The following is a 15,507-nucleotide window of genomic DNA, read 5'->3' on the forward strand; positions in this document are numbered from 1 at the left end:
TTTCTTATAGTATAGTAAGCAATAAAAAAGAGAGGGAAAGTTTTGTCTACTAGAAATAAAAAAGAAAGAAATCGTCAACTAATGAAAAAGGAGTTGATCAATGGTGTTTCCACAAGAAACAAACTATGCGAAGATTACAGCATACTATAGTGTTGCCCTTGAGCGTTTTTCCATGGATCCACATCAACACCCAGCGTGTGAGATCATGTTTGTGACCAAAGGGAAGTGTAAGATAAAGGTGCAAGATCAAGTAATTGTTCTGGAAAGAAATGATTTCGTTTTCATAAACGCGTTTGTGGAACACGCCTTACTCGTTGAAGGAGATTCCTGCACCTTACTGAATATTGAATTTCTTCTGAGTGAGACACCGTCCGGCCATTGTGTTCGTGATGTTTTTGCATACATCAAAGGAAATGTACAATTGAATGAGCCTTACGCGAAAAGTCGCGATGTCCGCCAATTTGGACAAGCGATCAAGTCATTGCTGCAGCTGCTAATGATCGATGATACTCAAGAGCAACCGTCTGCTGAACGGCAATTTACGATCGAGCTCTTGTTTAAGCGGATGTTGATGGAATTAGCCTTTTCATTACGTAAGAAAGAAACCAAACGGGGCAATTGCTATGTGAACGCTGCGGTCAACTATATTCAACAGCATTTTGATGAAGATATTCAAGTCTCCCAAATCGCAGCGGCTGTGGGGATTACGAAAGCCTACTTGCATAAACTCTTTCATGAGCAACTGGGAGTGACGGTCAACCATTTTCTCACCAGTGAGCGTCTGAAGCAGGCAGCATTTTTACTAAGCAATAGTCAGCTGCCAATCGTCGAAATTGCCGCTCAAGCAGGATTCAACAGTAGGCAGCACTTTACCAATACCTTTAAACAGAAAAAAGGCATGAGTCCTAAAGCCTACCAGCTCTTATATAAGCAAACGATCAAAGAGGAGGCAGGGCAACATATCACAGGAGATGATCCGGCCTTTTTATTAATGAAGTAAATATGAAACGAATGATCAAACATAAAAAAATAAAAGAACAGGAGAACGAAATGAAAGAATTCGCATTAAACAAGATCCAGCTCACGGACGAGTTTTGGCAAGGATACCAAGAGCTTGTTCGCAAAGAAACGATTCCTTACCAATACCAAGTCCTAAATGATGAAATCGATGTAGATGTTCAAGCAGAACGGGAAGATCCCAATTTGCCAGCTGGGAAAAGCCATGCATTGGCGAATTTTCGCATCGCTGCAGGGCAAATGGAAGGGGAACATTTTGGCTGGTTTTTCCAAGATAGTGATGTCTACAAATGGATCGAGTCGGCTGGGTATAGCTTGTTGAATACTAGCGATCCGCAATTGGAAAAGACAGTAGATGAAGTGATTGACTTAGTTGCTGCTGCGCAAGAAGCGGACGGCTACTTAAATACCTTCTTTCAATTGACCCGACCGAAGTTAAAATACCGTCAGCTGTATTTCAGTCATGAACTTTATTGTGCCGGGCATCTAGTCGAAGCGGCTATCGCTTATGATCAAGCAACAGGCAAGGATAAATTACTGACCGTGGCAGAGAAAAATATCGCCAATATTTGCACGTATTTTGGGCGGGAGCCTGGAAAAATTCAAGGTGCTGATGGCCATCAAGAGATCGAATTGGCTCTGGTGCGTTTGTATGAATACACCGGTAAACAAACCTATTTGACATTAGCTGATTTCTTTCTTGAAGTACGTGGGGAAGATCCTGCCTTTTACGAAAAAGAAATCTTGAAAAACCAAGCGGATGGCTTATCAGATGAAACGCCAAGGGTAGACCTCACCTATTTACAAGCCTACGATCAACCTAAAAAGCAGCATGAAGCCAAAGGGCATGCGGTACGAATGCTGTATATGGCAAGCGGGATGGCAAAAGTCGCCCAGCATACCCAAGATCAAGCATTAAGCGACGCTTGCGAAGCGATCTGGGAAGACATCGCCTGTAAGAAAATGTATGTGACCGGTGGCGTCGGCTCAACCGTTCACGGGGAAGCCTTTGTCGGTCCCTATGATTTGCCAAATGATACGATGTATTGTGAAACCTGTGCAGCTATTGCATTGGTCCAATTTTCTTTTGAGCTGTTCAAACTAACCAATGAACCAAAATATTTAGCGACGATGGAACGAGCGTTGTATAATAGCGTCCTTTCTGGTGCGGCAATTGACGGCAAACACTTTTTCTACGTGAATCCTTTGGAGGTCAATCCCCAACGAGATCAAGAAAATCCTGGCAAAGGTCACGTCAAAGCCCAACGACCTGATTGGCTCGGTTGTGCGTGTTGTCCGCCGAATTTTGCGCGGATGGTCGCTTCGCTGCAGCGCTTGGTTTACACTTGCGATCAGGAAAAGCTTTACGTGAATTTATTTGTGGCAAGCCGTTTAGAAGAACCTGATCAATTTACGTTTGAACAAACGGGCGGGTTTCCTTTTACAGAGGACCTCACGATTCGCTATCAAGGCATTCCAAAGACGCTCATCATCCACAAACCTAACGGACTAAGTAAGTTTCAAATCGATAGTGAACACGAATGGCAGGAGACGAACGAGGCAATCATCTTTGAGGCAGTCGAAAACGTGACGGCCAATATCCGTTTTGAACAACCATTGCAAATCTTGCGTGCGAATCCTCAGGTTATTCAAGCTATCAATCAAGTCGCATTGCAACGTGGCCCCTTCGTGTATTGCATAGAAGAAGCCGACAATGGTCAAGCACTCTGGCGTTGCCGCATCGACCCACAGGCGCTGGAGGCGACCTTTTCGAAAGAGGATACGTTGTTGCCAACTACTTTACGCTTGGCGATCAAAGGCTACCAAAGCGAAGAATGGTCGGGAACAACCCTTTACGAAGAACGAGCGGAAACGGTCATACCTCGTACGTGGCAACTGATTCCATACCATTTATGGGGCAATCGGGGTATAGGCGAAATGCGCGTTTGGCTGCCGCTCGTTGGAAAGAAGTAAGAAGTAAGCAGGGCCAAAGAGCTTCCCAAAAAGGAGGCTCTTTTTTTTCTAAACTCAACCTTCTTGGATTTGTTGCATGATTTCTTTAATTTGTTCCTATATTCCGGTCTTTGAAAGCGTTATCGTTTTAGTGTAGGAATGTTGGCGGGTTTATGTAAAACAAGGAGGAAGAAGTGTGACAAGGAAAATCAGTAAAGTTGGCGTATCTTTGTTGGTATTGGCAGCGGCAACGGCAATCGGTGGCTGCACCCAAAGTGAGGCGAAGACAACTGGAAAAGTCGTTTACCAAGAAACAGCCAAAAGTACGTTGGAAAAAGCGATGGACAATCAACCGGAGTCGTCTTATTGGTTCCCAGAGGATTTGTTGGCATGGTCTTTTGAAAAAGATCCAGATGCGAAATACAATACTAGCGTTGTTCCATTAGCGCAGCGGGCAGCTAAAGAGACGTTGCCGAAGATGAATGACACGCAAACGGCAGAAACCAAAGTCGTGGCGCTTTCGATCATGAATAGCAGTACGAGCGGCAATGCACCACGAGGGATCAATACCTTTGATGCCAATGTCTTTTCTTATTGGCAATACATTGATCAATTGGTTTATTGGGGCGGCTCTTCTGGCGAAGGGATCATCGTACCACCAAGTCCTGATGTGACAGATGCTGCTCATAGGAATGGCGTGCCGGTTTTAGGAACGATCTTCTTTCCGCAAACTGCCCATGGTGGGAAACTGGAATGGCTAGATACGTTTTTAGCTAAGGATGAGGATGGCAATTTTCCGATCGTAGAAAAGATGATCGAAGTTGCCAATACGTATGGCTTTGATGGCTGGTTCATCAATCAAGAAACCGATACGGCGGTCACTAGTTTTGATGATGCAGCGGAAGGTGTCGAACAATCGGGGGCTGATGGTAAAGGACTAAATGAAAGCCACGCCAAAGCGATGCAAGAATTGATCGCCCAATTCAAAGAACAAGCCGACGAGCATTTAGAGATCATGTGGTATGATTCCATGACGAGTGATGGGAAAATGGATTGGCAAAACGCTTTGACGGATAAGAACAAAGCTTATTTGGTGGATGCAGAGATGAACCCATTGGCAGATAGTATGTTCTTGAATTTCTGGTGGACCACTGACAAACTGGCGGACAAAGAGCTGTTGAAGGCCTCCAATGAAAAAGCCCGTGAAATCGGTGTCGATCCTTACGATCTTTTTGCTGGGATCGATGTACAAGAAAATGGCTATTCAACGCCTGTGCGCTGGGATCTGTTTACGGATGAAAGAGGCGTTCCTTATACCTCATTGGGCCTGTATGTGCCTAGCTGGACCTATTCTTCTGCTAGTACGCCGGATGATTTCCAAAGCAAAGAGAATGCTTTTTGGGTCAATAACACGGGCGATCCTCGGGAAAGCCAGCTGCCAGAAGCGACAGAGTGGCCTGGGATCTCCACCTATGCCCTGGAACAGACCGCTATCACAGAGCTGCCTTTTGTGACGAATTTTAGTCTGGGGAATGGCTACAACTATTTTATCGAGGGAGAAAAAGTGTCCAGCCGCAATTGGAACAACCGAAGCTTGCAAGCTGTTTTGCCGACCTATCGTTGGGTCTTTGATCATGGAAAAGACAATGATTTGGCTGTATCAATCAATTATGCGGATGCCTATAATGGTGGAAATGCACTGAAACTACGTGGACAGATGACAAAAGGCAGTACCAGTCACATGGCATTGTATCAGACAGCATTTCCTGTGACGAAAAAGACGAAGTTGACGACGACTGTCAAAGCAACGGTACCGACAGCTCTTGATTTGGTCGTGACTTTAGCTGATGGTTCAACACAAACGATCAAAGGAGACAAAGAGGTCGCAACAGACTGGACGACGATCACTTACTCATTGAAAGACATCAAAGGGGAAGTGACAGCGATCGGTTATGACATAACCACGAAAGAAACCAGTGATGTCTATGAGTTGAATCTAGGGCAATTAACGATCGGAGATCAGAAAGCGGAGAAATTCGCTGCCGAAGCATTGACGGTTGAGGATGTGCTCTTTGATGAAGAAGAGGGCAACTATGCGGGGGTCCGTTTAACGTGGGAAGCTGCCAAGGACAAGACAGCTGCGGTTTATGAGGTCTACCAATTGAACGATGACGGCTCACGCTCTTTCTTAGCAGCTACGCCAGCAACCAACCACTATTTGAATGCCGTTGAACGACCAAAAGGGACGAAAACCAAGTTCGCGGTGGTGGCAGTGGATCGCTATGGCAATCGCGGCAAGCTATCCGATACGGTGGAGATCACTTGGCCGAACAATCAGCTGCCAAAAGCAGCCTTTACAGCCTCTAAAACCTTAGCGGCACCGGGGGAAACGATCACCTTCACGAATACCTCATCTGCGAATGCCGAAGCATTTGAATGGACGTTTGAAGGCGGCGATATCACCAGCAGTACAGAAGAAAATCCCCAAGTGACCTATTCGGAACCAGGTACCTACAAAGTCACGCTTGTTGCCAAAAACGAAGCAGGAGAGACCCCTCTGGAAATGGCGGGATTGATCACGATTTCTGCTGATGCGCCAAAAGAGTTGCTGCTGCTTTCAAAAGATGCCGAAGCAACTGCTTCATCGTTTGTCAATGATGCCGAAGCACCAGCTTTTGCCCTCGATGGTGATTTGAGTACGAAGTGGTGTGCGACAGGCAATGCGCCTCATGAGTTGATGATCGATCTCGGTCGACCGCAAACGGTCAGTGAAGTACGCCTCGCCCATGCGGAAGCTGGTGGAGAAGGCCCAGACATGAATACGCGGGCGTATACGGTGCTCGTCAGTGAAGATGGCAAAGACTATGAGCCAGTTTCACGAACGTTGAAAAATGAAGCCGGCAATAGCACCAATACGTTTGCCGTCCAGAAGGTGCAATATGTAAAAATCAGTATCGATAAACCAACACAAGGAGCAGACTCAGCAGCCCGAATCTATGAAGTCGAAGTATACGGAATGGATAAATAGCAAAAAAGAGCAGGGCGTTAACCCTAAGAAGGGAAGCGTCTGAAGAGATACTTTTCTGAAAAATGACCGAACCAAAAAAGCCGTTGTGACCATTTATTGGTCACAACGGCTTTTGCTTTTTCCCAATAAGTTTAGCGTGACGTACGGCTGGCGGGATCTAAGCGGCGTTCAATAAAGCTTAGCCCAAGATCCGTAATGATCGCCATCAAGGCAGTTGGTAAAGCACCGGCTAAGATGATCGATGCACCATCTGTCGCATTGGTTCCGCGGATGATGATGTCCCCCAGTCCACCAGCACCAACGAAAGCGCCAATAGCGGTGATACCGATCGCCACGACTAAGGCGTTTCGAATCCCTGCCATGATCACCGAAACAGACAATGGCAATTCGATCATATACAATCGCTGCCAGCTAGTCATCCCCATCCCTTTGCCGACATCTAACGTATTGCGGTCGACTTGGCGCATGCCGGTATAGGTATTTTTGATGATCGGTAACAAAGAATAAAGGAAAATCGTTAAAATCACGACATTCACACCTAAGCCCATGCCGATCATTAAAATCGAGATCATCGCTAAAGATGGAATCGTCTGGATGATATTGGCGAAACGAATCACCCAATCTGCCAAACGCATTTTTTTAGAAATCAAGATCCCGATTGGAATCCCGACGATCGAGGCAAAAAGTACCCCGTAGATTGAAATCAAGAAGTGACGAATGAACTGGGCAAAAACATAGCCGCCATTTTCTTGAAAATAGAAAAGAAATTGTTGGAATAAATTCATGTCTGCCATTTCGTCACTCTCCTTCGAAGTAATTATTTTCTTCTAAGAAACGTTCGGCAACTACCGTTGGTTCTAGAAGGTCATTATCCACTTTGTAATTCAATTCTTGCATTTTTTCGGTATCGATTTTGCCTGCTAATTTGTTCAGGGCATCGCCGATTTCAGGTGTTTCTTTCAACAATTTGTCATCGACGATCGGTGCGGCATCATAAGGCGGGAAGAAGTTTAGATCATCTTCTAGCATCACGAGATCGTAACTGCCGATCCGGCCGTCGGTTGAGTACCCTAAAACGATATCCATTTTTCCGTTATCAACAGCATCATAGACGAGACCGATCTGCATCGGTAGGATATTTTGGAAAGAGAACCCATAGGCTTTCTGGAAGCCATCGTACCCATCGCCGACCCGTGTGATCCACGCGGTATCGACCCCTGCAACCAATTGATCTGCGACATCTTTCAAGTCACTGACTTTTTCCAATCCGTATTCTTCGGCAGTGTCTTTCCTGACAAGAAAGACATACGTGTTATCAAAGCCGTAAGAAGGGAACCAAGTCTGTTGGTACCGTTGCTCAAATTCTGATTTGACTTTGTCAAAGGCGGCTTGCGGATCAGATTCTGGCTCCAATCCTAACGTCGTGGTCAAGTCAGTTCCTGTGTAGCGAGCAGCTGAGATCGACGCATCGCCATTCATCATTGCTTGGTGATTGATGGTCGTTGTTGCTAAGTTGTTAATGACGGTTGTGTTTTTATCCGTATAGTGTTCGACCATACCGGCAACCACCGCGCCAAGAATTTGGGCTTCGGAAGTGATCCCACCTGTGATCGCCACGGTATTCTCATCAGAAGTCGAGGCTAAACCGGGAAAAGAACAGCCGGACAGTAAAGCGACACTTAAGGAAAACAACAGCGCTAATTTTGAAGTTTTTTTCATTACGCATCCCCCCTTAAGGCAGCTGGTGTCAGTTTGTTTTCTAACAAACCCAGTAACCAGTCAGCTAATAAAGCAAAGATCGTCACTGGAATCGTCCCAGCAAAAATCAAAGGCGGTTGGTAGTTGTTTAGTCCGCTAAAGATCAAATCACCAAGTCCACCGGCGCCAATGTAAGAAGCCAAGGTAGCCCAGGCTAAAACATACACGGCCGATAAGCGGATCCCTGCCATGATCGTTGGGATCGCTAGGGGTAATTCCACACTGATGATCGACTGCAAGTTGGTCATTCCCATCCCTTTGGCAACATCGCGGTAATTCCAATCGACTTTTTTCATTCCAATGTAGGTATTTCGCAAAATCGGCAACAAGGAATAAATGAAAAGAGCGACGATAGCAGGGACTTTTCCGACACCTAAAATCGGGATCATCAATGCCAATAGCGCCAAAGAAGGCACGGTTTGCAGCGCACTGGTGATGCCGATCACGACCGTTGCTGCTTTGGGGAAACGGGTCAAGATCACACCGATCGGTACAGCAACAAGAATCCCTAAGAGCAAAGCCGCAAAAGAGATATACAAATGTTCGAGACTTTTGGTGACCAATTGGCCGCCATATTCATTAAAGAAGCTTTGCATGCGCTAGACCTCCTCAGTTTCTTCAGGTTTCGCCGACTCAATGGCTTCCATGATCGATGGCTCATCGCCCCAAATCACGTCATAAACGATATCAACTAAGGAAGCACGGGTCAAAATCCCGACTAAATGTTTGTCGGCATCTACTACCGGCACATATTTTAAGCCGCGTTTTAAAATGCGTTGCAAGGTATCCCGCAACAAGGCGGTTTCACGAACGAAAAAGACATCTTTGTTCAAGATATCGCCGACACTAGTAACTTTGCCACGGTTGCGGTCGATGGATTCGACATCGATGTAGCCTTTTAACACGTTGCTATTGTCGGTAACCAGCAAGGTATCGACCCGTTTTTCCCGCATCAAATGAATCGCTTCTTGTAAGGATTTTTCTGGTGTGATAGCGATCGGGGTATTCAACATCACGTCTTTAACTGGCGTTGTGTCAGGTTTTGCTTGTAACAAGCGGTCTTCACCGATCAATTCTTCCACAAACGGTGTTGCTGGGTGTTGCAGAATATTTTCTGGTGTATCAAATTGAATGACTTTTCCTTCACTCATGATCACGATACGGCTAGCAAGTTTCAATGCTTCATCCATATCATGGGTAACGAAGACGACGGTTTTTCCAAGCCGTTCTTGCAAGTCTTTGACCAAATCTTGTAGGGAATCACGAGTGATTGGGTCTAGTGCGCCAAAAGGCTCATCCATTAAGATGACATCTTGGTCAGCTGCCAAGGCACGGACAACACCGATTCGTTGCTGTTGGCCCCCAGATAGTTCGTTGGGGTAGCGGTCGAGCATTTCTCGCGGCAATTCCACCAAATCGATCATGCGCTCGGCAGTTTTGTTGCGTTCTTCTTGGCTGACTTTTAACAATTTTTGAACCAGTGTAATGTTTTCCCGAATCGTCATGTGAGGCATCAAACCGATGCTTTGGATCACATAGCCGATTTGACGGCGTAATTCCACTGGGTTGATCTCTGTGACGCTTTTTCCATTGATCAAGATTTTTCCTTTAGAAGGATCCGTCATACGGTTGATCATCCGCATACAAGTCGTCTTTCCGCTACCACTTGTCCCGATGAAGCAAATGAATTCGCCTTTTTCAAAGGAAAGATTCACATCTTCAACAGCGACTTTACCACCTTTGTAAATTTTGGATACCTGCTGAAACTCAATCATGATGTCACCTCTATTTTTATTTAAGCAATCTGAATAATGGCTTAGAATCTGTACTAAGTATGCCGAAAAGTCCCTTGTTATTCAAATAATCTGCCCATTTTTTTCATAATTGTATAGACAAAACCGAAAATAGCGCCAGAAGCAAGTCCACATTAAGGAGCGGTGCATAGAGAAAAGAAACGGCGAAGATCTCCCGTTATTTTTCATTGGGAAAAAGGAGGTTTTTTTGCAGAAGGCCTTGGCAGCAGTCTCTTTATTTTTTTCTAAGAAAGGGCAGAATAAAAAGCTGTTTTTTCAATTTTTATAAAAACATGCTAGAATAGAGAAGAATTTAGGGAAAGAGAGGAACAACATGCTTACAACTGAAGATTTTGATTTTGAATTACCGGAAGAACTGATCGCCCAAACGCCATTAAGCGATCGCTCAAGTTCCCGTTTATTAGTGGTTGACCGTGAGACTGGTAAATTTGAGGACAAGCACTTCTATAACATCATTGATGAATTGGCACCAGGGGATGCTTTGGTGATGAATGATACGCGGGTATTACCAGCTCGTATCTATGGCGAAAAACAAGAAACAGGTGCCCATTTAGAAATCCTTTTACTGAACAATATTGAAGGGGATACGTGGGAAACCTTGATCAAGCCAGCCAAAAGAGCCAAAGTCGGCACGAAGATTACCTTTGGCGACGGACGATTAGAGGCAGTGGTGGAAGAAGAGCTCGATCACGGCGGCCGGATCATTCGTTTTCAGTACAAAGGGATCTTTTTAGAGATTCTGGAATCACTTGGCGAAATGCCGTTACCGCCTTACATCAAAGAACGGCTAGAAGACCCAGACCGCTATCAAACGGTTTATGCCAAAGAAAACGGCTCAGCTGCTGCACCGACTGCCGGCTTGCATTTTACCCCAGAATTGCTGGAGCAGATCGCAGCAAAAGGCGTCAAGCTGGTTTATCTGACTTTGCACGTTGGTTTAGGAACGTTTCGTCCAGTCAGTGTCGATAATATCGCTGATCATGAGATGCACAGCGAATTTTACCGTTTGACAGAAGAAGCTGCCGCTCAATTGAACGAGGTTCGGGCAAATGGCGGCAAGATCGTTGCAGTCGGTACGACTTCGATCCGTACGTTAGAAACCATTGGGACTAAGTTTGATGGGCAAATCAAAGCCGATAGTGGGTGGACGAGTATTTTTATCACGCCAGGCTATCAGTTTAAAATCGTGGAAGCTTTTTCTACCAACTTCCATTTACCAAAATCAACCTTAGTGATGTTAGTCAGTGCCTTTGCAGGACGCGACCTAACACTTTCTGCCTACCAACATGCCATCGATGAGCGGTATCGCTTCTTTAGCTTTGGCGATGCGATGTTCTTAAAATAAACAAAAAAACTGAGCGACGTAAGCGGCTCTTTAAGTTGAAACAATTTCTCAACTTTTAGAACTGCTTTTTTGTCGCCCAGCTTACTACTAGAGGAAGGTATAAGTGGTGGTCGCTTTTTGTGGTCCATGCAAAGCAATGTTTCTCGAAAATTTGTTTTCATTTACAAACTTACACATGTTTCGTGTATTCCGATACAAAATGAGACGTATCATTTTTCGATATGGAAATGTTCGATCCTTGTTACGTTTTTCTTCTTGTTACTTTACACGTTTGGTACTAGGTGAAACTTGTACGTTCAACAACTTTTAGTAGATTGAGTTTGCGATATTTACGAAAACCACCAACAGAGTTGCTACCTTCCTTACACGTATACTATAACACGAAACGGAAGCGTTTGCAAAAGAAAAAGGTCGTTTTCCTCAAAAAAAAGACCGGCGAACCGATCTTTTAAGCAAGTGCTCGTTTAGGTAGATTGTCATAAAACGCTGCTTTGGTTGCACTGATGTATGGCGTCAACCATAAGTAGCCGATTCCTGCTGTCATGATGGCCAAAATGTGCCAGCCGATGAAGCTCAGATCAAGGATGAACAGTTGCCCTTTGTAGCCTCTCATTAAATGACGGCTACCTGTGATGCAGCTGAGAAAATCTGGTCGCATGCCCGTTTCTTCATAGGTATCATAAAAGACAAAATATGCTTGAGAATAAGAATAAGCTTTAATGATCCCAGGAATGATAAACAGGAATGTCCACAACGTCGTGAAGATAGTCGACAAAATATAAATGACGATGATCCCTAATACGAAAGCACCACTGAAGCCACGAAAGACATCAGAAAAGGGTTGGATCGACTGTTTTTTACCGCGTAAAAGATCAAGGAAAGTCCAAGAGATCCCAGCACCGAATAAGGCAGAAAATAGACCGCTGATCAAACCGCCGCCGCCACTGCCACCACTGCCGCCAGCGGAATTGACTGCATCGGTAGAACCAAGATCATTGAACATACCGCTTTGATACAATGGAATAACAGTAAGGACGATAATGACGAATGCGATAGCGATCGAGATCAAAGTCGGTACAATACACATCAAAACACTGTCTTTCCAGCGTCCTCGCAGCATTGCTTTTGCTTCTGCTTTTAGTTCTCTATTTGATTTCATTTCAAAAAACCTCCCTTCAATATAAATAACATGATAGCAAACTTTCGCTAAATCTTCAAAAAAAAGTAATAGATGTTTCGCATGACTAGGAGAAAATACTCTTAGTTTCTTTAAACTTCCTTGCAAAATGTAAGGGCAACCCTTATCATAGATAGCGTTGCACAGTTAATCGAGTATAGAGAGAAAGTAGGGAAATGAATGACGGAACCAGCCATTCGTTATCGTCTGATAAAGAAAGAAAAGCATACCGGTGCCCGTTTAGGCGAACTGATCACGCCTCACGGAACCTTTCCAACGCCAATGTTCATGCCAGTCGGCACATTAGCAACGGTCAAAACCCTTGCCCCTGAAGAGTTGAAAGAAATGGGTGCAGGCGTCATTTTAAGCAATACCTATCACTTGTGGTTACGTCCAGGAGAAGACATTGTTGCAGAAGCAGGCGGCTTACATAAATTTATGAATTGGGATCAACCAATCTTAACAGATTCTGGTGGTTTTCAGGTCTTTTCATTAGCCGAAATGCGTAACATCGTCGAAGAAGGTGTCCATTTCAAAAACCATTTGAATGGATCGAAAATGTTTTTATCTCCTGAAAAAGCGATTGATATCCAAAACAAATTAGGGTCAGATATCATGATGAGTTTTGATGAGTGTCCGCCATTTGATGAAAGCTATGACTACGTCAAAAAATCGGTGGAACGGACGTCTCGCTGGGCGGAGCGTGGCTTGAAAGCCCATGCCAATCCAGATCGGCAAGGCTTGTTTGGGATCATTCAAGGTGCAGGCTTTGAAGACTTGCGCAAGCAAAGTGCCCAAGACTTGATCAGTATGGACTTCCCAGGGTATTCCATCGGCGGCCTGTCAGTTGGCGAACCAAAAGCGGAAATGAATCGCGTGTTGGAATTTACGACTCCTTGGATTCCAGAAAACAAACCACGTTACCTGATGGGCGTTGGGGCAGCTGACTCCTTGATCGATGGCGTGATTCGCGGTGTCGATATGTTCGACTGCGTTTTACCAACACGGATCGCAAGAAACGGTACCTGTATGACTTCAAAAGGTCGTTTAGTCGTGAAAAATGCGCAATATGCCCGTGACTTTCGACCAATTGACGAGAAGTGTGATTGCTATACATGTAAAAACTATTCTCGTGCGTACATCCGCCACTTGATCAAATGTGATGAAACCTTTGGTATGCGTTTGACGTCTTACCACAATGTCTACTTCTTATTGAATCTGATGAAAAATGTCCGTCAAGCCATCATGGATGACAACTTGTTGGAGTTCCGTGAGCATTTTATTGAAGAGTATGGGTTCAACAAGGAAAATGCGAGGAATTTCTAACATTCTCTACTAAAATGGTGGGAATAATAGAGGAATTCTGATAAAGTATCTTATAGGAAAGAAAATAAATCGAGGTGAAAAAAATGGCACAATCTTTACCAATGCTCTTTATGCTGGTTGCTTTAGTGGCAATGTGGTTCTTTATGAGTCGTTCACAAAAGAAACAACAGCAAGAGCGTAAAAATCTTTTAGAAAATATGAAAGCTGGCGATGAAGTCGTAACCATCGGCGGACTCCACGGCGTTCTTTCTGAAGTCAACACAGAAAAAAGCACCGTGATCATCGACTGTGAAGGAATTTTCTTAGAGTTTGATCGTTCAGCGATCCGCACAGTGAAACCTGGAACTGTTGCATCCGTTGAAACACAAATCGAACCAGCTGATGTCGAAGACGCAACGAGCATCCAAGACGAAACCAAAGAATAAGCACAAACGCACCGTCGCTTTCTCAGAAGCGATGGTGCATTTTTTTAGTACTCGGACAGTTTCTAAAATAAAACGAGCACCGCAGCAAAACAGAGATCGCTCGTTTTGCTGCGGTGCTTTGATTGCCTTGGTTACTCGATCGGAATCAGTTTCTTTGACGCTTGTTTGCCTTGGTCTTTTGGCAACGTCAATTTCAAAATTCCTTCAGCGTAAGAGGCTTTGATTTCATCCTCTTTGACGTTTTCTAACAGGTATTGCCGCCGAACGCTTGTCAAGCTGCGCTCGCTGCGAACCAGACGTCCTTTTTCATCTTCGGTCGCATGATCCGTCTGGTGTTGTCCCGTAATCGTTAAAACCCCATTTTCATAGGTTACTTGAATATTTTCTTTAGGGATGCCAGGCAGTTCTGCTTCAACGAGAAATTCCTTGTCATTCTCGTGAATATCGGTTTTGATCAGGTTCGATGGAAACCCATCAAAAAAACTGCGGCCAAAATCTTCAAAGAAATCAAAAGGTGTCATACTGTATGAATCTGAGCGGCGTGGCACAATCTCATGTGTCATAAGAATCATCCTTTCTTTATTCTTTTGTTTTTACACTTTTTATTTTATTCATTTTTTAGCGAATTTCAAGTGATTTACTCGCTTTAAAAAAATCTTAAAAAACCTTTGATACCAACGTTTTACTCCTTGATTTTGGCGTGTTTTTACCTTGCTTTGTTCCTGTTTTCCTCCTCATTTCGCCTGCTTTTTCTGCGTGACAGTATATACTTAATGATATATACTAAAAGCGAAGTGGAGGAGGAAAAAAATGGCACGTTATAGAAAACGAATGCTTGTTGCTTTGATCTATGCATTGCTGTCGTCGATTGCCCTAAATCTCTTTTGGCTGCCGGGAAATATTTATGCGAGTGGGATCACTGGTTTGTCGCAATTGTTGTCGCAGCTTTTAGATGAGCAGTTGAATCTGCAGCTTTCGATCCCGCTTTTGGTGCTTTTTTTTAATGCGCCATTGTTAGCGGTTGCTTGGGTCAAAATCGATCGAGAATTTACCATCATGACGGTTTGTACCGTCGTCCTGTCTTCTGTTATGATGAAGGTGGTTCCGGTCATTGCTTTAACGACCGATCCGGTGATCTGTGCCGTGTTTGGCGGATTGCTGCACGGGGTGTCGGTGGGCTTGACATTGAACGACGATTTTTCAACGGGTGGGCTTGACATTTTAGGGATTTTAGTGAAAAAAGCCACTGGTAGAAGTATCGGCAGTTTCTTTATCGGCTTCAATGTCAGTTTGCAGCTAGCAGCTGGGCTGATCTTTGGTTGGCCTTATGCTTTTTATAGTGCCATTTCCTTCTTCATCAGTGGGCGGATGGTCGACTACGTCAACCTGAAGCAGCGGCGTGTACAGCTGCTGGTCGTTACAGAAAAAGCAGAACCCGTCATTACGACGTTGCAATGTGCCTTGCAGCAAGGCATCACGGTCATCAACGATGTCGAAGGTGGATTTGATCATCAACAGAAAAAACTATTATTACTGGTCATTTCCCATAGAGAACTCAAGACCGTCGAAGGCATGATCCAAGGAATCGATGAACATGCGTTTGTCAGTGTTTCTTCTGGCGTCAGTGCCAATCGATCGTTTTATGAATGGTAGCAAAGTGAAAG

General features: G+C 44.6%; 13 protein-coding genes. 7 read left to right on the forward strand and 6 right to left on the reverse strand.

The window, feature by feature from the left end; genetic code table 11:
• Positions 1–100 precede the first annotated feature (100 nt).
• The 3 genes from IGI73_RS02205 to IGI73_RS02215 all read left to right on the forward strand — a co-directional run bounded on the left by IGI73_RS02205 (position 101) and on the right by IGI73_RS02215 (position 5,998).
• Complete coding sequence (locus tag IGI73_RS02205; protein WP_428206855.1) at positions 101–1,000, forward strand: AraC family transcriptional regulator; 900 nt, start codon at positions 101–103, stop codon at positions 998–1,000.
• A gap of 50 nt (positions 1,001–1,050) precedes the next feature.
• Complete coding sequence (locus tag IGI73_RS02210; RefSeq protein ID WP_428206854.1) at positions 1,051–2,991, forward strand: glycoside hydrolase family 127 protein; 1,941 nt, start codon at positions 1,051–1,053, stop codon at positions 2,989–2,991.
• A gap of 175 nt (positions 2,992–3,166) precedes the next feature.
• Complete coding sequence (locus IGI73_RS02215) at positions 3,167–5,998, forward strand: endo-beta-N-acetylglucosaminidase (RefSeq protein ID WP_428206853.1); 2,832 nt, start codon at positions 3,167–3,169, stop codon at positions 5,996–5,998.
• Between the two features lie 131 nt (positions 5,999–6,129).
• Here the strand turns inward: IGI73_RS02215 and IGI73_RS02220 are convergent, their stop codons facing one another.
• Genes IGI73_RS02220 through IGI73_RS02235 form a run of 4 tightly spaced genes read right to left on the reverse strand, consistent with a single transcriptional unit; the run spans position 6,130 to position 9,531 of the window.
• On the reverse strand, positions 6,130–6,792 hold the full coding sequence (locus tag IGI73_RS02220; protein WP_005227316.1) for an ABC transporter permease: 663 nt from the start codon (positions 6,790–6,792) through the stop codon (positions 6,130–6,132).
• A gap of 4 nt (positions 6,793–6,796) precedes the next feature.
• A complete protein-coding gene (locus IGI73_RS02225; RefSeq protein ID WP_428206852.1) occupies positions 6,797–7,717 on the reverse strand; it encodes an osmoprotectant ABC transporter substrate-binding protein in 921 nt (306 codons plus the stop codon).
• Positions 7,717–8,352: an ABC transporter permease gene (locus IGI73_RS02230; protein ID WP_016609633.1), complete on the reverse strand. Its 636-nt coding sequence runs from the start codon at positions 8,350–8,352 to the stop codon at positions 7,717–7,719. Before IGI73_RS02230 ends, IGI73_RS02225 begins: the two co-directional genes overlap by 1 nt.
• A gap of 3 nt (positions 8,353–8,355) precedes the next feature.
• A complete protein-coding gene (locus IGI73_RS02235) occupies positions 8,356–9,531 on the reverse strand; it encodes a betaine/proline/choline family ABC transporter ATP-binding protein (protein WP_005227327.1) in 1,176 nt (391 codons plus the stop codon).
• 352 nt (positions 9,532–9,883) lie between these two features.
• Here IGI73_RS02235 and queA point away from each other — a divergent pair, with 352 nt between their 5' ends.
• Positions 9,884–10,915 carry a tRNA preQ1(34) S-adenosylmethionine ribosyltransferase-isomerase QueA gene (gene queA, locus IGI73_RS02240; protein WP_010748742.1) on the forward strand — a complete coding sequence of 344 codons (1,032 nt, stop codon included), beginning with the start codon at positions 9,884–9,886 and terminating at the stop codon, positions 10,913–10,915.
• A 448-nt stretch (positions 10,916–11,363) separates the two neighbouring features.
• Here the strand turns inward: queA and IGI73_RS02245 are convergent, their stop codons facing one another.
• Positions 11,364–12,074, reverse strand: a complete 711-nt coding sequence (locus IGI73_RS02245; protein ID WP_015508900.1) for a DUF975 family protein — start codon at positions 12,072–12,074, stop codon at positions 11,364–11,366.
• A 198-nt stretch (positions 12,075–12,272) separates the two neighbouring features.
• Between IGI73_RS02245 and tgt the strand changes: the two genes are divergently transcribed.
• Entirely contained in the window at positions 12,273–13,418 is a 1,146-nt protein-coding gene (gene tgt / locus IGI73_RS02250; RefSeq protein ID WP_005227333.1) for a tRNA guanosine(34) transglycosylase Tgt, read from the forward strand.
• A gap of 83 nt (positions 13,419–13,501) precedes the next feature.
• Positions 13,502–13,843, forward strand: a complete 342-nt coding sequence (gene yajC, locus IGI73_RS02255) for a preprotein translocase subunit YajC (protein WP_005232170.1) — start codon at positions 13,502–13,504, stop codon at positions 13,841–13,843.
• Positions 13,844–13,974: 131 nt separating this feature from the next.
• Here the strand turns inward: yajC and IGI73_RS02260 are convergent, their stop codons facing one another.
• Positions 13,975–14,406: an Hsp20/alpha crystallin family protein gene (locus IGI73_RS02260; protein ID WP_005227339.1), complete on the reverse strand. Its 432-nt coding sequence runs from the start codon at positions 14,404–14,406 to the stop codon at positions 13,975–13,977.
• Between the two features lie 247 nt (positions 14,407–14,653).
• Here IGI73_RS02260 and IGI73_RS02265 point away from each other — a divergent pair, with 247 nt between their 5' ends.
• Positions 14,654–15,496 carry a YitT family protein gene (locus IGI73_RS02265; protein WP_428206850.1) on the forward strand — a complete coding sequence of 281 codons (843 nt, stop codon included), beginning with the start codon at positions 14,654–14,656 and terminating at the stop codon, positions 15,494–15,496.
• Positions 15,497–15,507 lie beyond the last annotated feature (11 nt).

The sequence above is a fragment of the Enterococcus sp. DIV0755f genome (assembly GCF_051713725.1).
Taxonomy (GTDB): Bacteria; Bacillota; Bacilli; order Lactobacillales; family Enterococcaceae; genus Enterococcus_D; species Enterococcus_D casseliflavus.

Bases quoted from the DNA above. Each gene is read 5' to 3' on its own strand.
- IGI73_RS02205 (WP_428206855.1), top strand. From the start codon at position 101: ATGGTGTTTCCACAAGAAACAAACTATGCGAAGATTACAGCATACTAT.
- IGI73_RS02210 (WP_428206854.1), top strand. From the start codon at position 1,051: ATGAAAGAATTCGCATTAAACAAGATCCAGCTCACGGACGAGTTTTGG.
- IGI73_RS02220 (WP_005227316.1), bottom strand. From the start codon at position 6,792: ATGGCAGACATGAATTTATTCCAACAATTTCTTTTCTATTTTCAAGAA.
- IGI73_RS02225 (WP_428206852.1), bottom strand. From the start codon at position 7,717: ATGAAAAAAACTTCAAAATTAGCGCTGTTGTTTTCCTTAAGTGTCGCT.
- IGI73_RS02230 (WP_016609633.1), bottom strand. From the start codon at position 8,352: ATGCAAAGCTTCTTTAATGAATATGGCGGCCAATTGGTCACCAAAAGT.
- IGI73_RS02235 (WP_005227327.1), bottom strand. From the start codon at position 9,531: ATGATTGAGTTTCAGCAGGTATCCAAAATTTACAAAGGTGGTAAAGTC.
- queA (WP_010748742.1), top strand. From the start codon at position 9,884: ATGCTTACAACTGAAGATTTTGATTTTGAATTACCGGAAGAACTGATC.
- IGI73_RS02245 (WP_015508900.1), bottom strand. From the start codon at position 12,074: ATGAAATCAAATAGAGAACTAAAAGCAGAAGCAAAAGCAATGCTGCGA.
- tgt (WP_005227333.1), top strand. From the start codon at position 12,273: ATGACGGAACCAGCCATTCGTTATCGTCTGATAAAGAAAGAAAAGCAT.
- yajC (WP_005232170.1), top strand. From the start codon at position 13,502: ATGGCACAATCTTTACCAATGCTCTTTATGCTGGTTGCTTTAGTGGCA.
- IGI73_RS02260 (WP_005227339.1), bottom strand. From the start codon at position 14,406: ATGACACATGAGATTGTGCCACGCCGCTCAGATTCATACAGTATGACA.
- IGI73_RS02265 (WP_428206850.1), top strand. From the start codon at position 14,654: ATGGCACGTTATAGAAAACGAATGCTTGTTGCTTTGATCTATGCATTG.